The sequence below is a fragment of the Pristimantibacillus sp. Z349TD_6 genome (assembly GCF_056173205.1).
In genome coordinates, this window is the sequence record NZ_CM149662.1 from 7,817,486 (window position 1) to 7,842,718 (window position 25,233).

General features: G+C 44.1%; 22 protein-coding genes. 4 read left to right on the plus strand and 18 right to left on the minus strand.

The genetic code is table 11. The features are described from left to right. The first annotated feature begins 5 nt into the window (after window positions 1–5). Window positions 6–869: a type II toxin-antitoxin system PemK/MazF family toxin gene (locus AC0VYE_RS33885; protein ID WP_475445274.1), complete on the plus strand. Its 864-nt coding sequence runs from the start codon at window positions 6–8 to the stop codon at window positions 867–869. Window positions 870–1,249: 380 nt separating this feature from the next. Here AC0VYE_RS33885 and AC0VYE_RS33890 read toward each other — a convergent pair whose 3' ends face one another. The 4 genes from AC0VYE_RS33890 to AC0VYE_RS33905 all read right to left on the minus strand — a co-directional run bounded on the left by AC0VYE_RS33890 (window position 1,250) and on the right by AC0VYE_RS33905 (window position 5,961). After that, window positions 1,250–3,394, minus strand: coding sequence for an RNA-directed DNA polymerase (locus AC0VYE_RS33890; RefSeq protein WP_475445275.1), 2,145 nt, complete (start codon window positions 3,392–3,394; stop codon window positions 1,250–1,252). Window positions 3,395–3,463: 69 nt separating this feature from the next. Beyond that, on the minus strand, window positions 3,464–3,943 hold the full coding sequence (gene rlmH / locus AC0VYE_RS33895) for a 23S rRNA (pseudouridine(1915)-N(3))-methyltransferase RlmH (RefSeq protein WP_339205773.1): 480 nt from the start codon (window positions 3,941–3,943) through the stop codon (window positions 3,464–3,466). 201 nt (window positions 3,944–4,144) lie between these two features. Next, complete coding sequence (locus AC0VYE_RS33900; protein WP_063847536.1) at window positions 4,145–4,312, minus strand: CxxH/CxxC protein; 168 nt, start codon at window positions 4,310–4,312, stop codon at window positions 4,145–4,147. Between the two features lie 269 nt (window positions 4,313–4,581). Then, a complete protein-coding gene (locus AC0VYE_RS33905) occupies window positions 4,582–5,961 on the minus strand; it encodes a S1C family serine protease (RefSeq protein ID WP_475445278.1) in 1,380 nt (459 codons plus the stop codon). Window positions 5,962–6,120: 159 nt separating this feature from the next. Between AC0VYE_RS33905 and AC0VYE_RS33910 the strand changes: the two genes are divergently transcribed. Further along, window positions 6,121–6,342 (plus strand): hypothetical protein, encoded by a 222-nt coding sequence (locus tag AC0VYE_RS33910; RefSeq protein ID WP_076266549.1) that lies wholly within the window; start codon window positions 6,121–6,123, stop codon window positions 6,340–6,342. Here the strand turns inward: AC0VYE_RS33910 and AC0VYE_RS33915 are convergent. From AC0VYE_RS33915 to AC0VYE_RS33980, 14 genes are all read right to left on the minus strand, one after another. Next, window positions 6,311–7,117, minus strand: coding sequence for an MBL fold metallo-hydrolase (locus tag AC0VYE_RS33915; RefSeq protein WP_475445280.1), 807 nt, complete (start codon window positions 7,115–7,117; stop codon window positions 6,311–6,313). The genes AC0VYE_RS33910 and AC0VYE_RS33915 overlap by 32 nt on opposite strands. Window positions 7,118–7,150: 33 nt before the next feature. After that, entirely contained in the window at window positions 7,151–7,906 is a 756-nt protein-coding gene (gene yycI / locus AC0VYE_RS33920) for a two-component system regulatory protein YycI (protein ID WP_339205778.1), read from the minus strand. Window positions 7,907–7,938: 32 nt separating this feature from the next. Then, window positions 7,939–9,396, minus strand: a complete 1,458-nt coding sequence (locus AC0VYE_RS33925) for a YycH family regulatory protein (protein WP_475445283.1) — start codon at window positions 9,394–9,396, stop codon at window positions 7,939–7,941. Then, complete coding sequence (walK, locus tag AC0VYE_RS33930; RefSeq protein WP_076266553.1) at window positions 9,393–11,243, minus strand: cell wall metabolism sensor histidine kinase WalK; 1,851 nt, start codon at window positions 11,241–11,243, stop codon at window positions 9,393–9,395. Before walK ends, AC0VYE_RS33925 begins: the two co-directional genes overlap by 4 nt. Continuing rightward, window positions 11,240–11,995 carry a response regulator YycF gene (gene yycF / locus AC0VYE_RS33935; protein ID WP_475445285.1) on the minus strand — a complete coding sequence of 252 codons (756 nt, stop codon included), beginning with the start codon at window positions 11,993–11,995 and terminating at the stop codon, window positions 11,240–11,242. Before yycF ends, walK begins: the two co-directional genes overlap by 4 nt. 227 nt (window positions 11,996–12,222) lie before the next feature. After that, on the minus strand, window positions 12,223–13,797 hold the full coding sequence (locus AC0VYE_RS33940; protein WP_076266555.1) for a M23 family metallopeptidase: 1,575 nt from the start codon (window positions 13,795–13,797) through the stop codon (window positions 12,223–12,225). Between the two features lie 140 nt (window positions 13,798–13,937). Continuing rightward, window positions 13,938–14,612, minus strand: coding sequence for a hypothetical protein (locus AC0VYE_RS33945; protein ID WP_475445287.1), 675 nt, complete (start codon window positions 14,610–14,612; stop codon window positions 13,938–13,940). A gap of 216 nt (window positions 14,613–14,828) precedes the next feature. Next, complete coding sequence (locus AC0VYE_RS33950; RefSeq protein ID WP_076266557.1) at window positions 14,829–16,115, minus strand: adenylosuccinate synthase; 1,287 nt, start codon at window positions 16,113–16,115, stop codon at window positions 14,829–14,831. A gap of 190 nt (window positions 16,116–16,305) precedes the next feature. Next, window positions 16,306–17,667 carry a replicative DNA helicase gene (dnaB, locus tag AC0VYE_RS33955; RefSeq protein WP_076266558.1) on the minus strand — a complete coding sequence of 454 codons (1,362 nt, stop codon included), beginning with the start codon at window positions 17,665–17,667 and terminating at the stop codon, window positions 16,306–16,308. A 167-nt stretch (window positions 17,668–17,834) separates the two neighbouring features. Then, on the minus strand, window positions 17,835–18,278 hold the full coding sequence (gene rplI, locus AC0VYE_RS33960) for a 50S ribosomal protein L9 (protein ID WP_076266559.1): 444 nt from the start codon (window positions 18,276–18,278) through the stop codon (window positions 17,835–17,837). After that, a complete protein-coding gene (locus tag AC0VYE_RS33965; protein WP_475445290.1) occupies window positions 18,275–20,236 on the minus strand; it encodes a DHH family phosphoesterase in 1,962 nt (653 codons plus the stop codon). Before AC0VYE_RS33965 ends, rplI begins: the two co-directional genes overlap by 4 nt. A gap of 18 nt (window positions 20,237–20,254) precedes the next feature. After that, window positions 20,255–21,160, minus strand: a complete 906-nt coding sequence (locus AC0VYE_RS33970) for a DUF2232 domain-containing protein (protein ID WP_076266561.1) — start codon at window positions 21,158–21,160, stop codon at window positions 20,255–20,257. 242 nt (window positions 21,161–21,402) lie between these two features. Continuing rightward, window positions 21,403–21,831, minus strand: coding sequence for a CBS domain-containing protein (locus AC0VYE_RS33975; protein ID WP_076266562.1), 429 nt, complete (start codon window positions 21,829–21,831; stop codon window positions 21,403–21,405). Window positions 21,832–21,912: 81 nt separating this feature from the next. After that, the gene (locus tag AC0VYE_RS33980; RefSeq protein WP_256710808.1) at window positions 21,913–22,974 is read right to left on the minus strand and encodes an LCP family protein; all 1,062 of its coding nucleotides are present in this window, start codon (window positions 22,972–22,974) and stop codon (window positions 21,913–21,915) included. A 155-nt stretch (window positions 22,975–23,129) separates the two neighbouring features. Here AC0VYE_RS33980 and AC0VYE_RS33985 point away from each other — a divergent pair, with 155 nt between their 5' ends. Beyond that, the gene (locus AC0VYE_RS33985; RefSeq protein WP_256710809.1) at window positions 23,130–23,537 is read left to right on the plus strand and encodes a DUF4870 domain-containing protein; all 408 of its coding nucleotides are present in this window, start codon (window positions 23,130–23,132) and stop codon (window positions 23,535–23,537) included. A gap of 316 nt (window positions 23,538–23,853) precedes the next feature. Continuing rightward, a complete protein-coding gene (locus AC0VYE_RS33990) occupies window positions 23,854–25,173 on the plus strand; it encodes a hemolysin family protein (protein ID WP_076266563.1) in 1,320 nt (439 codons plus the stop codon). The last annotated feature ends 60 nt before the right edge of the window (window positions 25,174–25,233 follow it).

Genomic DNA, 25,233 nt, shown 5'->3' on the forward strand with positions numbered 1-25,233 from the left:
ATGATATGCAAAGAGGTTCAATCTATTTATCAAAATTCGGTTCCATTGATGGATTAGAAAAATTGCGACCTGTCCTCATTTTAAATGTATCACAAAGCGGGCTAATAGTAGCCCCCCTCACAACTGCTATAAATGAAAAGAAAAATGCATACTTTTTATCTAATAATTCCTCTGGCCTCCAACATGACTCGATGGTTTTATTATCAAAGACAGTATCAATTCCACAAAAATCAGTTAGAGATAAAGTTGGAAGCGTAGAAGATAATTTATTAAATGAGATTCTTAATCTAGTAACTAACATGTATGAAGGGACAATTAACACTCTTGAACTGTACCAAAAAGCTGAAGACTATCTCAATGACGAATCAGCGAGCAGTTATATTAATCGGGATGAAAAAAAGGAACGACTAAATTACTATGATATATTCCTGTCACATAGCTATTTAGACCAACTAGAGATAATCGGTTTAAAGCAAGAGTTAGAAAGATTAAACTATACCGTTTATGTTGATTGGATCGTAGATCATAATTTAAACCATAAGGATGTAACTAAAGAAACCGCACAGATAATGCGTCAAACTATGGATAGTTGTGGTTGCTTAATTTTTGCAGCTTCGTCTAATTCCAAAAAGTCTAAATGGATGCCTTGGGAACTCGGTTACTTTGATGGTAAAAGAGGTAAAGTAGCTATTATCCCCGTCGCAAGAACTCTTAGATCGAAAAATAGACTATATAAAGGTCAGGAGTACCTTAAACTATATAGCCATATTGAACGAGAGAATTCCTCTGAGAAAACTTCTCTTTTTGTCTTATCAGAGGAAAATAAAGCAGTCGTGTTTGACGATTGGATAAATAAAACTATTAACTAAATATACAGAATGGCACCATAGTTCATTCCTTACGATAACTTTCACACTAGTTGATAGTGATGAGGTCATACTGATAACATGGCTCTCTTTAGCAAAAAGTATTGAACCCTTTACAATGCCTGCTATAAAGCTCCTAATGGAGCTCTTTGTTGAATATCCCTTAGGTTCAATACAATAACAATACAAATATTCCACCTTACGTATGATCGCTCGTATCCTACGTAAGGTGGAATTATTTGTGCTACTTTTCACCGTAACATATTAGAGCGACTTTCTAAGTTCAGCAAAACGTTAATACCAGAAATTTCGCCCTACTTATGATAAGGCTCTCCGTAACATTTGTAGGACGAAAACATGACAACCCAGAGTACATAATTCTTCTAATATTCTCGCTCACTTCTGAATGATCTTATTCTAAGTGTCTTATTTATATTTGTCGTCAGGAAGTTTGATATCCAGTTCTCCTCTATCTCCTCCTCCGATTCTTGATCCTCTTCTGTCTCTTCTTCCGATTCTTGATCCTCTTCTGTTTCTTCTTCCGATTCTTGGTCCTCTTCTGTCTCTTCTTCCGATTCTTGGTCCTCTTCTGTCTCTTCTTCCGATTCTTGATCCTCTTCTGTCTCTTCTTCCGATTCTTGATCCTCTTCTGTCTCTTCTTCCGATTCTTGATCCTCTTCTGTCTCTTCTTCCGATTCTTGATCCTCTTCTGTCTCTTCTTTCGATTCTTGGTCCTCTTCTGTCTCTTCTTCCGTTTCATTAATTTTTATCTCTAAGAGATGAAGTATTTCTTGGAATAATTCGTTTTCAAATGAAAAAGCGTACTCCCTTATAACTTCCAATAAAACCTCATTTGCAGATAAAAGTTTATCTTTTGATTTATAATATTCCATGCATAATGTAATCATGGATTTCTTAAGATACTCCAACACTATTGAATAATTTGGGTTAATAAAAGAAACATTATGCTGTATGAGTTGCTCAAAAAATTTATCATCCTTTATAAAAACTGTATTCTTATCTTTACCCAGCCAACCTTGGTTGCAACACTCATATGTAAAGAGCCAGCTACTCTCATAAAGACTCTCCTGAGTTAATAGACTCTCATAGAAAGAAAAGTCTAAAACCCCATCCAAAAGCCCTTTAGTATGTAAAATCATAACGAGAATATTTATTAATGCATTATCATTTTTCAACAAAAGATTGCTTACATCTTCAACAATACGTAAATTAAATTTGCTAGCGAAGCTAAGTGCCCATGACACCTCAAATTCATTTTTTAGTTCTATATTATCCTTAATAAGCACATTTATAAAATCTGTAAGCTTAGCAATATCTATAGGGTATCCTCTATATTTATAACCCTCAATAATTTCAAAAACAGTTGGAATAATTGATGAATCTACGAGAATTGATTGCAAAACTAGGGATTCAAATAGATCCCAATTATCTTTACTTATTACAATTTTTCTGAGATTTTTTATTGCATAATTTAATATACCTTTTTCATTAGTCTCAATTTTAAACTTAAATGCTTTACCAAAATACTCTTTCAAATCATCTCTTTGCATAGCTATAGCAATTTGCTTGTTATCTCTTATATATCTAAATTTAAATTTTCTGAAATAATATAGCCATTCTGGTTCTAAACCCTGGGGAATTTTTATAATTGCTGTCTTCTCTACATTTAAATCTAATTCATACCTTTTTAAAACTTTATGTAACACATTAAGTGCTTTCTCTGCTTCTTCAGAAGAACTAAAATAGTATTCCATATCATCCGTATATCTAAACCCTCTTAAACTGTCACCGATTTCCCTCTTAAATTCATCATCAATTGCGGTACCAACTATCTCTTGAATTATCAAAGAGGTAACTGGACCAATGGGTATGCCGATAGTTTGTCCATCCTGCATATTCCTAACTAATGTATCTATTTTATTGCCAATTAAATTTTCATCTTTTGTATTTGATTTAGCCACTTCTTTAGTATGTAGTGCCCACGGAATTGAATGAGTATAAATGCTTGGGTAGTATCTTGTAATATCAGCCTTCAAAATGTATTTTCTTGTCACCAGATTAGTTATTCTTCTATTTATTTTTTCTTCCATTTTAAATTTTGGTTTAATAGGCTCATTGTCATTTACCTTGGGAGTAGTCAGTGAGTATTGTGATTTATTAAAATGATCACTTAATTCGCCCCAATTTTCTTCCAGCAGTCTAGCTAGTAATATATAGTGTAAGGGATGTGGTACTGAGATTGTTCTTCGAAAATTATCAGTTTTAGGGTAAGAAATATCTATTAATTTACTCCATTTATTAAGCCCCCTTTTTGTTAATTTTTCTTTTGATAAGTCAAACGTATTAACATGCCCACCTATATCAAGAGAAGTAAATTCTTTTGGCATTTCTTTAGGAAAATACCCTTGCGAAATTATTTTTTCTGCAATTCCAGTTACTACTGACATATTCTCACGTCCAATTATATTTATGATCCAACTTATTTTGAATATTTTACCATTAAGCATTCAATCTAACACCTAATTATCTTTAAAAATAACGTAAATACCTTAAGATTCCGATGCTAACTTTTCGCCCTACTTATGATAAGGCTCCCCCCGATTTATCTTCACTCCGCGATAAATCTGCTCAATCAGCACCAGACGCATCAGCTGGTGCGGCAAGGTCATGCGCCCAAAGCTCAGCTTCTGCTGGGCGCGCTTCATCACAGCGGGAGACAATCCCGTACTCCCGCCAATAACAAAAGCCACGTGGCTGCGCCCATACGTGGCTAATTTATCGAGCTGGCCCGCGAGATCCTCGCTTGACCAGAGCTCGCCATCCAGCGCGAGCGCGACAACATGCGCATCAGGCTTCAGCTGCGCTAGAAGCCTCTCGCCCTCTCGCTCGCGCACAATCGCTTCCTCCGCCGCACTCATCGTCTCCGGCGCCTTCTCATCGGGCACTTCCGTGAGCGTAAGCTTCACGTAAGGCCCTAACCGCTTGGCATATTCCGCTATGCCAAGCACTAAGTACTTTTCCTTCAGCTTACCAACAGCAGCTATCTGTATATGCAATTCTTACACTTCCCTTTATCATCTCGGATCTATTTTTCAGTCCGCTACGCTTTTGTCCTTTAAATCCTCTATATCTCGGATCTTCTCCTCAGTCCGATAAGCTCTTCGGACATAAAGTCCTATATACCCTCAATATTCGAGTCTTTCTTATTACCTTCACACTATTCGGACATAACTCTTTAGATCCTGCTCTACGGTCAGTTAAACCACCAAAAAAGTAGCTGGTTCTTCACAAAAATCACATTTGCGCGGTGGATCCCAATCTGCGAATTGTGTTTCCTTCAGATCTACTACGTCTGGTGCATCCTCATACTCATCTACAAAACGGTCCAATGCTTTTTCAATATGCTCTTTACATACACAATACATCGTCTGCACGCTTCCTATCCCTAGTTGATGGTCGTCCTTATTGTCTATACACAGCATATCAGAAAACGCCTCTCCATGTGAAGACGACAATTTTCGTATTATCTCCGCACGATCCCTATCCCAGTATGCTCCCCACATCCACGCACAAAAAAAACCGCAGCACACAAATGGGTTACCATTTGCATACCGCGGCTCCTTCGAGCTATTCCTAAGATTCCAGCTCAATAAGCTTGAACTAACCAATCTTTATCCAGCTTATGCACTCGAACTTATTCCTCATCTGTCTTCTCAGCCAGCTTAAACTTCGTAACCTTCAACTTCCCATCACGGTAAAAGCTAATCTCAATCTCGTCACCAATCTTCTTCTGTTGGTACAAATATTTGCGAAGGTCCATCGTACTGCTGATCGGATGACGATCCAGCTTAACGATCACGTCATTGAACAGCAAACCTGCATCCTTAGCAGGACCAACCGCTTCAAGCACGATTACACCATCGTAAACCTCGTCTGGCAGCGTAAGCTTCTGTCCGCCCTCAAGAATCTGATCATCGCCTGGGTCAGCCTCTTCTTCGTCATGAGGGACATCGCCCTCCGGCAAAATCCCGCCTTCGCCAGGATTGCTGTACGCATCCTCAAAGTCCTGCTGCTCCCAATATTGCTCCAAATCCATCGTGTATACGCCAAGATATGGACGCGGCACATGGCCCAGCTTAATTAAGCTTTCAACAATCGGCATAGCCAGATTGATTGGGATAGCAAAGCCAATGCCCTCTACGCCAAGATCAGCTATTTTCATACTGTTGATGCCAACTACACGTCCATTCAAATCGATAAGCGGTCCGCCGCTGTTTCCTTGGTTTATGGATGCATCTATCTGGATAACCTCTTGTTCCCAGTCGTATACTCCATCTTGATTAAGTGATACCGGCACAATTTGTCTTGTCTTGCTCACGCTGCCCGTTGTCACAGACTCTCCGAGTCCGAGCGGGTTGCCGATCGCAATAATATATTCAGCAGGGCGAAGCGCAGACGAATCGCCAATTTCTGCAACGACTTCGATTCCTTTTGCGTCAATTTCCAGCACTGCAAGATCCGTAATTTGATCTTTACCGACAATACGTGCCTCACGCGCTTCTCCATTCATCAGTACAACCTTTACCGCTTGTGCCTGATCAATGACGTGATAATTCGTAATAATAATCGCTTTGCCATCCTTCTTGCTAATGATGACACCTGAGCCCACACCCGCTTCGCGAAGCGTACCTTTGCCTTCTTCTTTTTCCGGCTGCGATTTGTCTTTTCCAATGCCAAGAGAGAACATTTGCTGATTAATGACGCTTACGACGGCCGGTCTTACTTTCGCTGAAGCCTGTATAGGACGCTCAAGCGGATCAATCACTTGTATACCACCCGTTACCGGTGCGCCGCCCCCGCCGCTGGTCGTACCACTGCCTCCGCCGCCAAACACAGCACCGAACAACAACGTTGCAGCTACCGCGCTCGTGATAGAAGATACAAATGCAATACGAACGTTGGACCACTTGCGTCCACCGCTCTTATATCGAAATGCAAAGTCTCCTTTCTTACTCTCGCGAGCAGCACGCTTGGATACTTTGGTTGAATAAAAATCGTCGTCGAATAAGCTCATTACTATCGCCCCTCTCAATGCCTCGGACATCAAGACTATTTTTTTGAATCTAGGAATGTTTTCGGAAGAAATGACTAAAATAATAATAGAATCATGCGATGCTTATCAGAAGTTTTTTGTTGCGCTTCAAAAGTCGTTCCACTAAAGGAGAAATGATATATGAAATCCAAAACGCCTGTCGCTTGGGAACATGTTCAGCTTGCTGCAAAGCTAGCGGATTTAAAGGATGATCACTACCGTACCGTTCTCACCTTAAGTGCGATGCTAGAATTGTTTATCGATAAGGGCATACTTACTAGAGAAGAGCTAAGTGCTAAAGCGGATGCGCTTGATGCACAGCTGGAATCCCTTATTTCTGCTTCACTACATCCCATGACGTAGGTCGGTCGTGATAGGTTGCGCGTAGAGGGTGTTCTTCTTTCTTATAAAATATTCCATGGTCCTCTAATATAGTATTCACGGTCAGCATTGCCAAATCCATTAAATTATGGTCAAGGCTCAAATGAGCCAAATAAACGCGTTTTGTTCGATCTGTCATGAGCTCTAGCAGCGCTTCGCCTGCAGCCACATTGGATAAATGGCCAACATCGCTCAATATCCGGCGCTTCGTATTCCACGGGTAACGCCCCATGCGAAGCATTTCCGTATCGTGATTGGCCTCAAGCACAAGCACATCGGAATCAATAATTTGACGTTTGACCTTTTCACTTACATACCCAAGGTCAGTAGCTAGGCTCAGCTTCTCGCCATTCTCTACAAAGCAATAACCTACAGGCTCTGCCGCATCATGAGAGATCGGGTACGATTGAATGGCCATTGAACCGAGGTTCACCTCTTCACCTGTCTCCATATACACTCGCTTCTCTGGAGCAATCGTGCCAACATGCCTCTCCATTGCAGCCCACGTTGCCTCATTTGCATAAATGGGCAAATCATATTTCCTTGCAAAAGCTCCCAATCCCTTAATATGATCGGAATGCTCATGTGTGACGAACAGCCCGTCCAATTGATGACCCATTACTCCGCGCTCGCGCATGAGTTCATCCAGCTTCTTCGCGCTCATACCGGCATCTACAATGACCATCTTGTCATTCCCCTGCACGATGGTTGCATTGCCGGTCGATCCGCTTCCTAGTACTGTAAATCGAAGTCCCATAATTGCTTTTTCCTGTCCCTTCTCCTGCTCCCGTTAACGTAAACCGTTCGCTGCCGCTTCCCCTTGCTCATCATCCGTTGCAACCTCGCCGCTGATGGCATGCACGTAAAACAGATGGCCGTCCTCCAGCATAACACGCCATGACGGCACCGACACTTGACGCTCCGAATCAAAGATTTGTCCTTTATAGCCAAGCTGGATATCGGTAATGACCGCACCATCGGGTAAATAAGTTTCAATCAAGCTCGCTACCACCTTGGCAGCTGGCAGTACCTGCTTGGCTTCACCTGATCCAAGCAGCTCTACGCGATCCTGCAAAAAAGAAGTAATCTTCTGATCTTTAATATAAAGTTTCAGCTTCACATCAAACATCGGACGTCCTTCTACTACTCGATAAAAAACAGACTCGCCTACACTGCTGTTCAGCAAATCAAATGCATATTGATCAAGCTCAGGAATACGATCTCCCAGTGTCTTTATTAATTCTTTTTTGGAATAGATGATCGTACTATCCACCGGCTCTTTCAATATAACTGGCTCCGCATTTTTGCGGCTGTCAGAGTGGAGCAAATAAGTTAAGTCCTTGAGCTCAGGTGTTTCCAGCGACAGATTGGCTTCTAACGAAATACGCTTCTGCTGCATGAGCAGTAACTTATCCTGCGGCAGCTCCGCCGTATTTACATTAATGTTCAACTGTTCCCTGATATCCAGCCATAGCTGATAACCAAGTAATACATTGAGCAGCAAAAACGAAATAATAAGCACGTTTTTCGCTCGTCCCCAATCCAATCGCCTTCACCTCCTGTTTTCGTATCCTATTTCTATGGTCCATTAAGCGAACGAATCTGGCTCGCACCTGCTGATAAGCTTACGGCTCCTGCAGCATTAGCTGCTGTAGCTGTCGTATCATTTGGCTTATCTGAATTGCCATCAGCCTCACCTTGCACAGCGTCCTCATCCTTCTGCTCAGGCGGTGTAAATCCGCTTCGATAAGCCTCTACCAATATTTCTTCCGTACCGTCTTTCAAGCGAACAGCCCATACCGGGATGAACCGAAGTCTGTTCTCATCGATCGGAGCTGCTTGCAGCGCTGGGAACAATGCTGTCACTTCACTGCGTCTATCGTAATTACTGAGCATTTTCTCCAGCTCTTCCCCGCCTGACAACCAACGAACATTCCTCGATTCCGACTGCGTTCCAAGCGTAATAAGTGTTCTCGAATATTCAGTTACGACACCTTGCTGAAGCCTCAATCTCATGTACCCATAGCGGAACGGCTTCGTGTCCATAACAGGATACTGCTCGACATATTGCTTAAATCTAATATCCTTGCCTTCGCTGCCTGGCATAGCATTCACAAAACGATGTGTGCCGTCCCATCCGCCATGCTGATTGACAAAATCTACTGAGGCATACACATTGTCGCTAAGCAAGTTTTCCGTAATTTGCGGAGCGCTTGGATCTGTATAGCTGATCCACTTGCCGTTCTGTTCTACCTGCAATCCCCGCTTGCCGTCTGTATAAATTTGCGAACCGCCTCGGTCTTCAATTGCTCTTGTTGTGCTTTGATCGAAAAATAAGCTTCGTTTCATCAAATCCGGCGAATACGTCTCGTAAGGAAATACGATTTCCGTTGACTGAATCGGCGCAACCGGAATATAAAGACCGTCTGCTGTCATGGTGTACTTAGGCTGGAACTGACCGAACCCCACATAGTCCTGCACATCGCGTACCGTTAGATCCGCTCGAACGGACTCATAAACCATCTCGCCATCAGCGCTAAAAAAGAACGTTCGAATTTCCTCGGTGCCCGACGTCTTGAAAATCCAGATGCGGTCAATCGTTTCGTTCAAGAACAGCAAATCGCCTTCCAGCTTAAGCAGCTTCTGCAGCAGCTCTACTGGAATGCCGTTATCAAAGCGAAGCTCGATACCGATATCGTTTTTGCGAATTTCTTCCCAGTTGAGCACATCCGAAGGGCTTCGCTGGAACCCTTTAAATTCTCTACCCTGAATGCGCTGGTTAAGAATCATCTCGTAGAACTGTGTCCCCGGATAGATGATGGTATGCTTATTGCCGCCTAAGTGGATAACTAACGCCTCTGGAAAAATAACACTCTCTACGCTTGTCGGTTTTCCTATTGGTTCCGAATTCACATAATCCTGATCGCTTCTTACTGTAGCGCCAAGACCAGGCATGCTGTATGCAAGCAAATAGCTTTGAAGGAGACTAAGCACAACCAGCAGGATAAGCGTTGTTGTCTTTATTTTTTCTTTCATGCCAGCTCGCCCCCTTCCTGTAGAAGTGGAAGAGTGAATGTAACCGTAGTTCCTTCATTTAGCTCGGAATCAAGTGAAATCGTACCGCTATGTGCCTTCACAATTTCCCGGGCAATCGAAAGCCCAAGGCCTGTACCGCCCATATTGCGTGAGCGTGCTTTATCTACACGATAGAAGCGGTCAAAAATACGATTCAAATCCTTTTTCGGAATTCCTATGCCAGTATCCTTCACACTAATTGAAAGTGACGCCGAATCGGCCGGCTTCTTCGCCGTTAATTCAATCGTTCCACCGTCCAGCGTATATTTGATTGCATTGGAGAATAAATTATCAAGCACCTGATCGATCTGATCGCGATCCAGCCATGCGGACTCCAGCCCTTGATCAACGCTCACTGCGGCTTTAATCGACTTCTGCCTAAGCTGAAATGAGAAACGATCAGCCACTTCATCAAGCATGTCATGAACATTTGTCTGTCTGCGGCGCAGCGGTGCTTGGTTTGAATCGAGCCGCGACAAATGCAGCAGATCAGTAACGAGCCGAATCATCCGCTCCGTTTCATTGCGAATAACGCCAACAAACCGTTCGGATAACTCCCGTTCATCCAGCGCACCGTCATTAAGTGCTTCTGCATAACTCTTAATTGTAGTAAGCGGTGTACGCAGCTCATGCGATACATTCGCGACAAACTGACGCCGCGATTGCTCAAGCTTCTCTTGCTCTGTCACATCCTGCAAGACAGCTATCGTTCCGGTAATGCCCTTATCCCGACGATGAATAGGCGTAAATGTCACTTTAAGCAGCCCTTCGTCATTATCGTTCATCTCCTGCCCATCCTCATCACGTTCAATAAGCAGTGTCTGACCGCGCCCTTGCTGCAGCTCTTCGAGCCGCTCCTCGGATAGATCGAACAACTCGGATAACTCAAGTCCTTCACAGGAGCGTACATCGAGCAGTTCTAGCGCTCTCCTGTTCCATACGATGACCTTGCCGTTCTCATCCGCAGCAACAACGCCATCGCTCATGTTGGAGAGAACGGAATTCAGCTTTTCATTTTCCTCTTCATTAACCGATAGGGCTTCTTTAAGCCGAATCGTCATATCGTTGAAGGCAACGCTCAAGCTGCCAATCTCATCATCGCCAAGCACGGGCACCTGCAGATCGAATTTCCCTTGTGAAATCGCCTCTGCTTGCCTCGTCAGACCTTGAATCGGGCTCGTAATGGTATGAGCAAGCAATATGCCAAGCACACCCGTGAGACCAAGCGCAATAAGCGTCCCTGAGAAAAAGATCTGATTGACCCTGTTGACGGTCTCATACAGCTCGTTCATCGATGCAACGACATATACAACCCCAACCACCTTGTTGTCATTAATCGTCACTGGCTGGGCAATCATCTTTTTGCGTGTATTATCATCATCTATAATTTCTTGCTCATTGTCTGTAATGTTCTGAAGTGCCCGGCTTACAGCAAGCGACTTGTTCTTCTGACCAATATAGGTCTCGTTGCTTTGAACGGACGTCGCTACCATCTTCCCGTTCGAATCAAGCACCTGCACCTCGGCACCGCTAATGCTGAACAGATTGCGAACGACCAAACTAAGATCCTCTGTCGTGCTTTCCGCAGAATCACCCTCAGTATCCGGTTTAGCCGCTAAGCTCGGAGCTGCAAACTTAGATAAAATATCCGCTTGCTCCTTCAAATTTTTCGTGAAGCTGTCAATTAAGGAGTTTTTGACCGTACTTATAAAATAAACCCCGATCAACTGCATAGCCACTAATATAAGCAGCAAATAGATGATGACCAGCTTTACTTGGATTGTGCGAAAAAAACTTTTGCCCTTCATCCTGGGCCGAAGCCTCCGGACTTGGAGTTGCGCATCATATAGCCAAGACCGCGCCGTGTCATAATGTACTCAGGGCGACTTGGATCATCCTCAATCTTCTCGCGCAATCTTCTAATCGTAACATCAACCGTTCGCACGTCTCCGAAATACTCAAATCCCCATACGGCTTGAAGCAAATGCTCCCGCGTCATCACCTTGCCGCTGTTGCGGGCCATATAATAAACGAGCTCATACTCACGATGTGTCAGATCAAGCGGCACGCCGTCCTTATAAACGACATACATATCTGTATCCACAAATAGGTTGAACAGCTTAAAGCCCTGCTGCTCCTGCTCGGCGGAATGATCGGCATTGCCAGAATGATCACCGCTTGCAGCTTCTTCTGTCTTTTGCTGCCTGCGCAGATGCGCCTTCACTCGCGCGAGCAATTCCCTTGTGCTAAATGGTTTTGTCACATAATCATCAGCGCCCAGCTCAAGCCCAAGCACCTTATCAATTTCCGTATCCTTGGCCGTCAGCATAATGATTGGCATTTGCAGCTTGGCACGAACCTCGCGGCATACATCCATACCGTCCTTTACAGGCAGCATCAGGTCCAGCAAAATAAGATCAGGAAGCTCCTCGAACGCAAGCCGAACCGCCTCACCGCCATCGAAAGCGCAAATAACTTGATGCCCTTCCTTCTCCAAATTAAACTTTATAATATCTGCAATCGGCTGTTCGTCATCGACCACTAATATTTTTCCGTGCATCGCTACACCCGCCCGTCGCTTGTCCTTTTTATTACCTTCTATTTTAACACTGTTATCCCTTGCTTCACAATGAAACTTCCCTCATGTTGAAAGGTTTTTCCTCAGTCCGCCATCACTGCATGAATAAGTTAAATACTCCATGTCCATACACATCATTTTATACGCAAAAAAAAGAAACACTTCGCTTATAGCAAAAGTGTTTCTCTCTAGTAAATTATGGGTATATGTTATAAGTACTTTAATGGATTTTGCAAGACGCCGTCCTTGTGTACTTCAAAATGCAAATGAACGCCAGTAGAGTTTCCTGTACTGCCCATGATAGCAATCTTTTCACCCTTCTCAACAATATCCCCTACTTTGGTATTGTAAGAGCTAAGGTGACCGTATACGGTTTTGTAGCCGTTCTTATGATTGATAATAACCGTTTTGCCTAGACCCGGCTTCGTTCCAACAAACTCAACTTTTCCTGTATCGGATGCAAGAATGCTCTTGTTGCCAGTAAGGTCAATACCGTTATGCATGCGTCCCCAACGTTTCCCGAACTTACTAGTCATTCTAGATCCGGAGACAGGCATTGCAAACCGTCCTGATCCTTCGCCCAAAACAACCTTCGTTCCTCGTTCAACAATTTTTGGAGTCGCTTCTTTAATTACTTCTTTCGTGAGTAGCTCTTCGGATACGACGTAACCATTTTGCTTCACGATTCGATAAGTCATTCGTTTAGAGCCAGCCGTACCATTTGCTATCGTCTTCGACTCGCCTACACGCATGCTCGCATTTTTCTTAATTTCAACAGGTGGTTCAATCGTTTCAACTTCAACTAAATTCTCGGTTGTCTTTACTGTGAGCTCCGGTTGGAGCACCGTTAGATCAAGAACATCACCAATCGTTATCTTATCATCTTTAATCCATGCGTTATTCTTATAAATAACCTCTGGGGAAATATCAAATTTCTGTGCGATACAGCCGACGCAATCGCCTGCTTGTACCGTATATTTAGTTGGTTGAATACTGCCTTGAACCAGCATCTTATAAATAGCTTCTGCTTCCATGATCTGTTCTGGATCGGTATCGATTGATTCCATCATTACCGCTTCAATGAATTCAACTTCTGTCACTTCACGCCCAGGCTGCTTAGAGGCTGCCTTCGAATCAAGCGCTGGCGGCTTTGCATCCTTTGCATTGAACGAAAGCGACTTCACTTCCTTTGCTTCCTTCTTCGCTGCGGCAAGCTTTGGTGCAAACTTGCTTTGCACGCGCAATAAAACTTCATCTGCTGTCTGTTGGTCTTTTACAATGCCGATGACTTTTCCATCAACCTTCACTTCGACACCAACCGCATGAGAGGTAAACAACCCTTCAAGCTTGTCCAGCGTACCAGCAGTTTCTGGAGTTCCTTTGAATGCATGATCAGGCTCATAGGTAATTGTTCCTGTATCAAGCACCATGTTAATTCCCGGGTTAGCTTGCTGAACCTCTTCGGTTTCCAGCAAAACTAGCTGCTCTACTTCTTGTGGATCACTTACGGTTCCAACGGCTGTTCCATTCATATATACGTTATAAAATTCGACTGTGTTTGCTTGAACATATTGGATTCCGCTAAATCCGGCTACTGTGAGGAGTACGAGCGCCCCGCCCGCTAACTGAACCGGCTTTTTTCGCCAAAACGGCTTGTTTGCCTGATCACTTGCGGATTGTTGCTGTGTCTTGCCATCCAGTTGTTGCGATCGGTCATGCCGAAAGTACTGAATCGCTTGATTCCATACTTTCTGAATCCGACCCTTGTCCCTGAAAACGGTCATGATTGTCTCCTTTTCGCGCTAATGCAACTTTTTTTCCGATTTCCGACATAAAAAAAGACGAATTATCCTGTCGGATCGTTCGCCTAATACTGTAACATATGCCCAACAATTGGAGCAACCTTTACACCCTATTCACAATATTAATATTTTTTCAGAATCTCCATCATTTGCCCATATTCGGTCTTGTCGAGGTGTTGTGCCATTATTTGTTGAATCTCTGTCAACTCTTGTTCTGTCAGCCCATTTTCGATATATTGAGAGATTGTTTGCCACGATTCTTGCGGTAATTTTGTCATAAGCAGACTGAATAACTTTTCCTTATCCTCATCGCTCATTTGATCCTTTACCTCAGTTAAATCATCCGTTGTCATCGCTGTCTCAGTATCATCAACACCTGCTGTTCCCTCTTCAACACTGCCATCTTCAGGTTTTGCTCCACTTCCTGCTTCGGTGCCCCCGCCAATGCCCATATCGGTAAGCGGAGCATCCGTTGCTTGTCCAAAGGCGTCGATGGCTGCCGGTGGATCAGCCTGCTCATTTTCACCTGTATCTGTTGCTGGAGTGTCCTCACCATCAACTATAGTCTTCTTCTCTTCTTTATCTGCAATATCCGTCGTTACCAGCGGATCTGCTCCCCATAGTTTGCCCCATACGCCTGACATCGCCATCGGCGGCACTTCAAGCGGTAAATTGAATTGTTTTAATATCGTTTCCACATAGCTGGTTACAATATATCCCGTCGTCCAAATGGATAAGAAGCTTACGATTAATCCTGCTGCTACAATTTTCGCCAGCCATTCTACTTTTTTCAACATTGCCGCACCAATCCCTTCGTTCAGCAGCTGAAAAATTGTTATTTAGCAGCTGCAATTGCCATAATCTGTTATATACCATTATGGTCAACATTAGGGACAACCATTCTTCTAAACTCTATTAATTTCCTATAAATTGCGTGTTTTAAAGCGAGTTTTCAACATTTTTATATACAAAAAAAAAGGATGGCCCGCAGGCCACCCTTTGTAAAAAACGTTTTATTCGTAAATCGGACGAACCGGATTTGTTTGCTCGCGGTTACGGCCTACGGAGAAAATCGCAATTGGAATCCCTGTAAGCTCGGATACACGGTTCAAGTAATTGCGTGTATTCACTGGAAGATCCTCAAGTGTTTTCGCGCCAGAGATATCCTCTGACCAGCCTGGGTGCTCCTCGTAAATCGCTTCGCACTCTGATACCATTTTGAGGCTTGCTGGGTAAGTATCAATCACTTCGCCGCGCAATTTGTAGCCTGTGCAAATTTTAACTGTTTCAAGGCCTGTAAGAACGTCTAGCGAGTTCAGAGAAAGACCTGTAATACCGCTAACGCGGCGTGCATGACGAACAACTACCGTATCGAACCAGCCAACGCGGCGTGGACGACCTGTTACTGTACCGTATTCATGGCCTTTGTCACGAATCATTTGACCGATTTCGTTGTCTTGCTCTGTTGGGAAAGGACCATCGCCTACACGAGTTGTGTATGCTTTAGCAACACCAATAACTTGCTGGATTTTTGACGGGCCAACGCCAGAACCGATACAAACTCCGCCAGCTGATGGGTTGGATGATGTTACGTACGGATAAGTTCCTTGGTCAATATCAAGCATAACGCCTTGAGCGCCTTCGAACAAAACCTTCTGACCAGCATCGATAGCATCGTTTAGAATAACAGAAGTATCTGTTACATATTTGCGAAGCACTTCTGCATAACCAAGATAGTCCGCAACAATGGAATCCGCATTAAGATGCGCTCCGCCATATACTTGCTCAATCAATTGGTTTTTCTCGATGATGATGCTGCGAACTCTGGATTCAAATTCCTCAGCATCCATCAAATCAGCAATACGAATGCCGTTGCGTGCCGCTTTATCCATGTAGCAAGGGCCGATCCCTTTGCGAGTTGTGCCGATTTTATTATCGCCTTTACGATCCTCTTCAAGACCGTCAAGCACAAGGTGATAAGGCATAATGACATGAGCGCGATCGCTAATTTTCAAATTATCAGTAGAGAAGCCATTTTCGTGAATATAGTTAATTTCGTCAATCAGAGCTTCCGGATTAATAACCATTCCGTTACCGATGACGCAAGTTTTATCATGATTGAAAATACCCGATGGAATCATCGTCAATTTATATTTTTTGTTATCAATAAGGATGGTGTGTCCGGCATTGTTTCCTCCTTGGTAACGAGCGACGACGTCGGCTCCCTCTGCCAAGTAATCAGTGATTTTGCCTTTACCTTCGTCTCCCCACTGTGTACCAACTACAACAACCGTAGACATAATTATACCCCCGTCCGGTGTTTATAAGCACCGAAAATTACCGTCCCAATGCTTTATACACCAGCAAACCTTTTATAAAAGGGCCCGTGTCACAAGTCAAAAGACAGCATTAATAGTGTAGCAGTCCAACATCGAGAAGTCAAACGAAAAACGAACAATTGCATAACTACACATGCAATTGTTCGGATATTCACGACGCTTGCATCGGATCTTGATGCGCGCGATCGATACTTACGAATTTATTGTACTTTTTGAGAAACACGAGCTCAACCGTGCCTACCGGTCCATTCCGCTGCTTAGCGATAATGATCTCGATAATATCTTTTTTCTCAGACTCTTTGTCGTAATAATCATCCCGGTAAAGGAACGATACGATATCAGCATCTTGCTCGATAGATCCCGATTCCCGAAGGTCGGACATCATCGGACGTTTGTCTTGCCGCTGCTCAACGCCCCGGCTCAGCTGAGAAAGTGCAATAACGGGAACTTCTAGCTCACGCGCAATTTGCTTCAGCGTACGTGAAATTTCGGAAACCTCTTGCTGCCTATTCTCGCCCGCTTTGCCGCGGCCGGAGATGAGCTGCAAATAGTCTATCATGATCATGCCTAACCCTTTTTCCTTCTTCAAGCGACGGCATTTGGCGCGAATTTCTGCGACTGTAATGCCCGGTGTATCATCAATAAAGATTTGTGCCTCCGAAAGCGATCCAATCGCCATCGTCAGCTTTTCCCAGTCATCGCCTTCAAGGTGCCCTGTCCGCATCCGCTGGGCGTCTACATTTGCTTCTGCGCAAATCATACGCTGTACAAGCTGTGCCGCTGACATCTCGAGACTAAAGATCGCGACGGTCTCGCGTGCGCGAACGCCGACATTTTGTGCTACGTTAAGCGCGAATGCCGTTTTACCTACAGAAGGACGGGCAGCAACGATGATCAAGTCGCTTCGCTGGAAGCCGGCCGTCATCCGATCCAGATCGGTAAATCCGGATGGAATGCCTGTTGTGCCGCCTTTATCCTGGTACAGCTGCTCTACCTTCTCGAATACCTCCATCAATACGTCTCTAATGGAGATGAACCCGCTGCCGGAGCGGCGATTCGATATTTCGAGAATTTGTTTCTCTGCATCTCCGAGAAGTACACCTACATCCTCCGAATTCGCATAACCATCGGATACGATGTTTGTTGCTGTGCGAATAAGGCGCCTCAGCATCGACTTCTCTTCTACAATTTGTGCATAGTAGTCAACGTTTGCTGCGGTTGGCACCGAGTTGGCAAGCTTCGCCAAATAGCTGACTCCGCCAATTTCCTCAAGCAAATGCTGATCCTGCAAATGCGCAGTCAAGGTCACGAGATCAACCGGCTGGTTGTTCTCCGCGATTTCAACCATCGCCTCATATATTTGTCTGTGAGGACCGCTGTAGAAGTCTTCACTGCGCACGCGCTCCATCGCTGTAATCAAGGCTTCTGATTGCAGCAATATCGCTCCGATAACAGCTTGTTCCGCTTCTAAGTTTTGCGGTGGAACACGATCAAACATCAATTCAGTGCTCATGGGCCCCTCCTAAAAGGTTTGCGTAGCAAACCTACTTCGTAAGCATACACTTAGGTTTTCGAAGAAAACCTACATCGTAAGCATATAGCTAAGTTTTTCAAAAAAACCTACTTCGTAAGCATAAGCCAAGGTTCTGTAACAAACCTTGGCTTATACTTTAGACTGCTCTATTCTTCAGACGCCTGCACGTTCAGCTTTGCTTTCACTTCAGGGTGAAGCTTCACAACGACTTGTGTAACACCCAGCGTACGGATTGGATCATCAAGCTCGATTTTGCGTTTATCTACTTTAATGCCTTTCGCCGCTAATGCTTCGCCAATTTGTTTGCTCGTAATGGCACCAAATAGTCTGCCGCCCTCGCCTGCTTTTGTCTTAATTACGATGGTCATCTCTTCAAGCTTCTTGCCTAGTTCTTGCGCGTCCTGCTTTTCCTTATCCTTGCGCTTCTGTTCAGAAGCATGCTGTACTTCAAGCGTCTTCAGGTTGCCGTCGGATGCCAGCTTCGCAAGCCCTTGCGGCAATAGAAAATTACGTACATACCCTTCGGACAGATCCTTTACTTGCCCTTTTTTCCCTTGCCCTTTAACATCCTGCAAAAAGATTACTTTCATTCAAATAACCCCTCTTCCTTTTCAATTTCTTCTAACACTTGTTTCAAACGCTCCGCTACTTCCACCACAGAGCCTTCCAGCTGAGCGGCAGCATTCGTCAAATGTCCGCCTCCGCCCATTCTCTCCATGACGACCTGTACATTCATATGGCCTAGTGAACGCGCACTAATGCCAATAAGTCCATCTTGGCGCTCTCCGATAACGAAGGAAGCGAGTATATCCGTCATATTCAGCAGCGTATCCGCTGATTGTGCGATGAGCAGCTGCGAATATTTACGACCGCTTTCGGTTACTGCAATGGCGACATGCTCATAAAGCACCTCAGCATGCTTAATAATTTCAGCCTTGCGCACGTATTCTTCAAGATCCTCTTTCAGCATCCGCTGAATCATCATCGAATCTGCCCCATTGCGGCGCAGGAACGATGCCGCTTCAAACGTTCTCGCACCAGTGCGAAGCGAGAAGCTCTTTGTATCTACCGTAATACCGGCAAGCAAAGCTGTTGATTCCCGTACATCGAGTACAACTCGATCATGGATGTATTGCAGCAGCTCCGTTACGAGCTCACATGTTGATGAAGCGTAAGGCTCCATATAAATTAATATCGCATTCGCGATAAATTCCTCGCTGCGGCGGTGATGATCGACAACAACAATGCGTTCTGTCTGTGTAAGAAGCTTAGGCTCCTTCACCATCGATACCTTGTGCGTATCAACAACGACAGCGAGCGTCTGAGGTGTAATCAATGCCGAGGCCTGCTCTGGTGAGACAAAGCGTTTGGACAGCTTCTCATCTTCGCGGATGAGCTCCATCATTTTCTGAATGGCTGGATTTACGCCTTCTAACACAATATAAGCTTCCTTGCCGAACAGCTGCGCTGCCTTCATAACACCGATAGCTGCTCCAATCGCATCCATATCGGGCATTTTATGCCCCATAATGACTACGTTATGGCTCTCGCGTATCAGATCACGTAATGCATGTGCGACCACCCGTGCGCGCACGCGTGTCCGTTTCTCCACCGCATTCGACTTGCCGCCGTAAAAGGATTGCCGACTGCCAACCTTCACCGCTGCTTGGTCGCCGCCTCGTCCGAGCGCGATATCAAGACTCATATGCGCCCATTGACCGAGCTCGATGATATGCTCAGCCCCTGCCGCAAAACCGATGCTCAGCGTAACCGGAATTTTGTGATCGCCGGTAATATCTCTAACCTCGTCCAGCACGACAAAACGAGACTGCTCAAGCTGCTTTAACGTTTTTTGATCCGTCACGAGCAGAAAACGATCCGACGTGAGCCTCTTCAAATAAATATGATATTTTTGAGCCCACTCGGTAATTTCCGTCGTCACCTTTGAGAGCATAGAGCTGCGCTGGTGATCGTCGAGACCCTGCGTAACTTCTTCAAGATTATCAATCATTACAATACCGATAACGAGCTTCTCATCATCGTATTTGCGACCAAGCTGCCACAGATCCGTAATGTTCTTCACATAAAGAATGCGTTCCTTCTGCTTGAAAATCAGCTGGTAAACTTGCGAGCCTACTGTAGCTTCAATCGTTCCTTCGCGTTCCTTCACTTGCTGCAATGATGGGAACAGCTCCGCAAGCGGAACGCCAATGACGGTTTCCCGCTCCACCATATTAGCAATATAAGGATTATGCCATTCCACCATACGATCTTCGTTATATAAAATAATTCCGAAAGGAAGCTCGCTGACGACATCGTTTCCTGCCTTTTTAACCCGGTAGGACAACGTGCCTAGATACGATTTCAAATCTTTGCGGAAAGCACGTTCTGCCATTATGGTATAAAACAATACCAAGGCCGTGAGCAGTAATCCGAGCAGCCCAAGCAGCCACTCGAACCATGCAAGTCCCACTGACATGAGCACCATCAATGCAAAGGCCCACATTTGATGCATTCCGTGCCATCGTGTAACCAAAAACTTCGGCATTTCCTATCCGCTCCTGTGCTATGGTTTCGTAAACGACTTGCGGATTGGAAAAGCAGTATCCAGCACGCCGATCAAGCTAAGCGGCGGGATCAATAGCACCGGAATCGCAATAAGAATCGGTACCGCTTTGTTCCATCCTCGCTGATGAGCAAGGAAAAAGAAAAATCCGACAGCCTGAAACGCAAAAACATAACTAAGCAGAGGTACCAAGTTCATCAAAGCCACTGCAAAAAAAGAATCGCTCGTCGTCGACGAGAACAGCTCGATTACATAAGTAATTAAATAAAGCACAACGAGTATACGAGGCAAACGCCAGTCTTTGGCACGCGTAAACCTAGGCACTTCCGGGCCGCCGCTCCACTTTACAGCTCTGCGAGCTATAAATTGCGATATAGCAGTGAGTACGAAAGCGATAATAATAAAGGTTACAGGAATAGAATTGACCATCGTACGAGCAACAACCTCAGTTAGATCCGAATTCCATTCTGTAGGAAGCAGCTGCTTCGTCATCAGTTCATCGACTGTTGACCTTATAAATGTTCTGAGCTCTTTAATGAGCGAAATATTCAAGAACGCCTCGAATATGATCAACTCAAGCATCAACTGAGCAAGAACGACGACGCTGACCGTCCGAAGGACTTTTGAGGCAGGCGCTTGTTTCATATACAAGTGGCCCATCACAATAGACGGTATGAGGAAAAACAATCCGATAATAAGTGTAGCTGGCCCGCCGATAATAAATGCCAGCGCCCATACCGGAAGCAGATGCAGCACAAATGACTTTGGCGACAGTATCGTATACAGCACGACATACGGCACCATAAGCAGCAGCATGGTAATTACATTAAATAGCGGTACTAGAAGGGACAATAATAAAAGGAGTGCCGCAAAGCTCCACAGCACTGGTTTCAAGCCGGTTCTCAAACCGTTCACCTCTTGCTTATATAATCTGGTTTCTTACGAAACTTTTACAACTCATTATAGCATAAAAGCTAAACATATCACTCACATTCCAGCAGGCACACTCTTTAGTCGAAACGTCCGCTTAGGCGCTTCCTATAAAAGAAAAAGACGGAACAGCAAGCTTATTCCGTCTTATTGCTTATTATATTGCCCTGCCTAGTTTGAAAATAGTACCTGAAGACGATCCCAATCGCTGCCGTTTCTTATTTATCCTGCAGCACATTATGCTGCTCCATAATAATTTTTTGGCAATAATCAATGATCTCGCTTCTGCGTACAATGCCAATAAAACGGTTCATATCATCGACAACCGGTACAAAGTTTTGCACCTTCGCCAGCGAGATCAGATCATCCATATTGGCATCAATTCGTACCGTCTTGTTGTTCATACGAAGCGGTACATCAATTAGCTTCACCTTATTGGTTTGTTCCAGTGATAAGTCAGCATGATTTTTAAAATACCATAACAAATCGCCTTCCGTAACCGTACCTGCATAACCGCCATCATCATTAATGATAGGAACCGCCGTATAGCGATGATACTCCATACGCTCTAGCGTTTGTCTTAACGTTACATCCTGAGTAACACACACAACCTCTTGCTTCGGCAACAAAAAAAACGCGATATTCATTTTTCTTAAACCACTCCGATCCGTTTGCTCTTTCCATTCCCATTGGTCCTAAAGCAGCAAGACGGAGCGGAGCAAGCAGCATTAAGGCTGCTTAGTCGTCGTTTCGCTGCTTGATAATGCACCTACATCTTTGACCTTATCTTCATTGTACTTATCAGGCAATATTAAGCTGGAAGCAGGTGTATCTGCATCTAACCAGTTTTTGATCATGGTCTGTACCTTCGATAAATCTTCTTCATCGGCAAAATAATACCAAGCTCCGCCACTCTTCAAGCGATGTCCATCACCAAGCAGCGAATGGCTGTAGATTTTGCGATCCTTCGCCATGAGCATGATTTGACCTAAATCGACTAGCTGCTGCGGACGCATATCTGTACTGAAATTATCGCCCATAATATCCATAAGCTCAGGAATTTTGGACCATTGATTCATTTGTTTCGCTTTATCCATAAGAAGATTCAAGAAAATCTGATGACGCTCTGTACGATTGATATCGCCGCCAGCATCCTCACGATAACGAACATAGTTCAGTGTATCCTTACCGTTGTAAGTGTCCTGGCCTGCTTTAATGACAAATTTCTCATGATCAGCATCTTTGTTCACAATATCCTCTTCAATAGGAAGCGAAATTCCGCCAAGCGTGTCGATCACGTTACGGAATCCTTCAAAGTTAATTGAAGCATAATATTGAATAGGTGTGTCTAGAAACTTCTCAACCGTGTTCATTGCCATTCCCGCACCGCCAAAAGCATATGCATGCGTAATCTTGTCCTCTTTATTTTTACCGACGATATCTACATACGTATCACGGGGTATGGAAACCATGAGCATCTCGCCGTCATTTGGACGAACGACCGTATAGATCATCGTATCCGACCGTCCAGTCTCCTTGCCGCGTTGGTCAATGCCGAGCAGCAGGATGGAGAATGGATCTTGTTTCTTATTAATTGTACTCACTGGAACGGGTTCCCGTCCATCGATAGGTTTATAAGATTGCTCGAGCTGCTTCTTTACCTGACCTTCCAGAAACCAATCAAACCCTAGCATAGCCAATGTTCCTCTGTTGAAAAAACCAACAACACCAAGAAGCACTACTGCAGCTGATGCAGCAATTAACCATCTGCGTTTATTCATTTTATTCATAATATGATGACTTCTCCTATCTTATCAATTCTTTTATAAATACGCATTCTTTAGTTTAGACGATAATTTGTCGAAACAGGTTACAAACCTTTTACAAAGTTTTGATACCAATTTTGGATAATATTTTATAAAATAAAGAGGTCTACTGAAAATGTATGACGAATACAATCATTGCAAGTATAGGTAAAATAGAAAGGGTGAATCTCTTGAATCAACCTCCATCCTTACATCCAGACAGCTCATCAACGGGACTTGATCCGAAAGTAGCAGGCTTGCTTTGCTACCTGGCAGGTTTTATAACCGGCATTATATTCCTTGTGCTAGAGAAGAAGAGCCGCTTCGTTAGATTGCATGCTGTACAGTCTATCGTCTTATCGGTCGCTTTCATCGCCGCTAATATTTTGTTAGGCTTTATCCCGATAATTGGTTGGCTGCTAGGGATATTGCTCGGTCTAGCCGCTTTTATTGCATGGATTGGCCTCATGCTGCTCACGCTGCAAGGGAAGCTGAATAAGCTGCCTGTCATCGGTGAGTGGTCAGAGCAGCAGGCAAATAAGTTTTAATATCGCCTGGACTACGAAATATAAGGTAAGTAACAGTAAATCATATCCTTTCTTATATTTCAAAAAAAATGGACGGCCTGCTGCCGTTCTTTTTTTTATTCATTTCAAGTTCATAAGAACTATTCATTAAACCAGACAAATAATCTCGTAATCGCTAGGTATCGGCTAATATTGTTCTACTGGCTTCTCTAAATCGGTAAAATTGAGCTTTTGCAGCCGTATAACCCTCTTTCAGCGGTTTGATGAATTGGCAGAAAGTTCGTACTATTAAATAACATCAATTAAATACGAATAAGAAGGATTGTGAACATTTATTATGGGTATAGGACTTAATCTGCTCTTAGTTGCTTTACTAATTGTGTTAACCGCTTTTTTCGTAGCTACTGAATTTGCAATCATTAAGCTTCGTTCCAGCCGTGTCGACCAGTTAGTCGTTGAAGGCAAGAAAAACGCAATTGCCGTTCAACGTGTTGTAAGCAATTTGGATGGTTACCTATCTGCCTGTCAGCTTGGCATTACAATTACAGCGCTCGGACTTGGTTGGTTAGGAGAACCTACCGTTGAAAAACTGCTTCTCCCTCTATTCGAGCAATGGAATCTAAACAGTAATTTGAGTCACATTTTGTCATTTCTAATCGCCTTTCTATTCATCACATTTATCCATGTGGTCGTTGGTGAGCTTGCTCCTAAGAGCATTGCCATCCAGAAGGCAGAGCTTGTCAGCTTCACTGTCGTAAAACCGATTATTCTTTTCTACAAAGTCATGTACCCGTTCATCTGGGTCTTGAATGGATCTGCCAATGCGTTGGTTCGTTTGTTTGGCTTAAAGCCAGCGAAGGAGCATGAGAACGCCCATTCCGAAGAAGAAATTCAAATTATTTTAACAGACAGCTTAGAGAGCGGTAAAATCAACAATACGGAATATGGTTACGTAAATCGAATCTTTGCTTTTGATGAAATTTTAGCTAAAGAAATTATGGTTCCGCGTACAGACATGACCGTCTTATATAAGAACAATACGCTGCAAGAAAACATGGATATTATTCGCAAGGAACAGTATACCCGCTTCCCTGTTGCCGGCGACAGCAAAGACCATATCGTCGGGATGATCAACACGAAGCAATTGTTTCTTCAATATCAAGTAAACAAAGAAATTGATTTGCAAACACTTATACAGCCTGTCATGTCCGTATCCGAGGTGATGCCTGTCAAGACATTGCTAAAACGGATGCAGCAGGAGCGCGTACACTTTGCGATCGTCGTAGATGAGTATGGCGGCACTTCCGGCCTTGTAACGATTGAGGATATTTTGGAGGAAATTGTCGGCGATATCAGAGATGAATTTGATGCCGATGAACGCAAAGATATCGAGATGCTGTCGGATACCTCATATATGCTGGATGGCAAGGTATCGCTCACTGAGCTAGGCGACCTCATAGGAGCCGAGCTTGAGCATGAAGAGGTCGACACGGTCGGCGGCTGGCTGTACAGTGAAATGGAAGAAGCTAAGCCAGGCAAACAATTTGGCTTTCATAATTTGACCTTTACCGTTCGTGAAGTAAGCAAACATCGCATTAATAAAGTTGAGCTGACGATCGGTCCACCTATTCGACTGCTCAAACCAGAGGTAGGTTAAAACAAAAAGGAAGGCGCACTTGGCGCCTTCCTTTTTTCTTTTTCACGCATGCTGATCTGG

Bases quoted from the DNA above. Each gene is read 5' to 3' on its own strand.
- AC0VYE_RS33885 (WP_475445274.1), top strand. From the start codon at position 6: ATGCAAAGAGGTTCAATCTATTTATCAAAATTCGGTTCCATTGATGGA.
- AC0VYE_RS33890 (WP_475445275.1), bottom strand. From the start codon at position 3,394: ATGCTTAATGGTAAAATATTCAAAATAAGTTGGATCATAAATATAATT.
- AC0VYE_RS33900 (WP_063847536.1), bottom strand. From the start codon at position 4,312: ATGTATTGTGTATGTAAAGAGCATATTGAAAAAGCATTGGACCGTTTT.
- AC0VYE_RS33905 (WP_475445278.1), bottom strand. From the start codon at position 5,961: ATGAGCTTATTCGACGACGATTTTTATTCAACCAAAGTATCCAAGCGT.
- AC0VYE_RS33910 (WP_076266549.1), top strand. From the start codon at position 6,121: ATGAAATCCAAAACGCCTGTCGCTTGGGAACATGTTCAGCTTGCTGCA.
- AC0VYE_RS33915 (WP_475445280.1), bottom strand. From the start codon at position 7,117: ATGGGACTTCGATTTACAGTACTAGGAAGCGGATCGACCGGCAATGCA.
- AC0VYE_RS33925 (WP_475445283.1), bottom strand. From the start codon at position 9,396: ATGAAAGAAAAAATAAAGACAACAACGCTTATCCTGCTGGTTGTGCTT.
- walK (WP_076266553.1), bottom strand. From the start codon at position 11,243: ATGAAGGGCAAAAGTTTTTTTCGCACAATCCAAGTAAAGCTGGTCATC.
- yycF (WP_475445285.1), bottom strand. From the start codon at position 11,995: ATGCACGGAAAAATATTAGTGGTCGATGACGAACAGCCGATTGCAGAT.
- AC0VYE_RS33940 (WP_076266555.1), bottom strand. From the start codon at position 13,797: ATGACCGTTTTCAGGGACAAGGGTCGGATTCAGAAAGTATGGAATCAA.
- AC0VYE_RS33945 (WP_475445287.1), bottom strand. From the start codon at position 14,612: ATGTTGAAAAAAGTAGAATGGCTGGCGAAAATTGTAGCAGCAGGATTA.
- AC0VYE_RS33950 (WP_076266557.1), bottom strand. From the start codon at position 16,115: ATGTCTACGGTTGTTGTAGTTGGTACACAGTGGGGAGACGAAGGTAAA.
- dnaB (WP_076266558.1), bottom strand. From the start codon at position 17,667: ATGAGCACTGAATTGATGTTTGATCGTGTTCCACCGCAAAACTTAGAA.
- rplI (WP_076266559.1), bottom strand. From the start codon at position 18,278: ATGAAAGTAATCTTTTTGCAGGATGTTAAAGGGCAAGGGAAAAAAGGG.
- AC0VYE_RS33965 (WP_475445290.1), bottom strand. From the start codon at position 20,236: ATGCCGAAGTTTTTGGTTACACGATGGCACGGAATGCATCAAATGTGG.
- AC0VYE_RS33975 (WP_076266562.1), bottom strand. From the start codon at position 21,831: ATGAATATCGCGTTTTTTTTGTTGCCGAAGCAAGAGGTTGTGTGTGTT.
- AC0VYE_RS33980 (WP_256710808.1), bottom strand. From the start codon at position 22,974: ATGAATAAAATGAATAAACGCAGATGGTTAATTGCTGCATCAGCTGCA.
- AC0VYE_RS33985 (WP_256710809.1), top strand. From the start codon at position 23,130: ATGACGAATACAATCATTGCAAGTATAGGTAAAATAGAAAGGGTGAAT.
- AC0VYE_RS33990 (WP_076266563.1), top strand. From the start codon at position 23,854: ATGGGTATAGGACTTAATCTGCTCTTAGTTGCTTTACTAATTGTGTTA.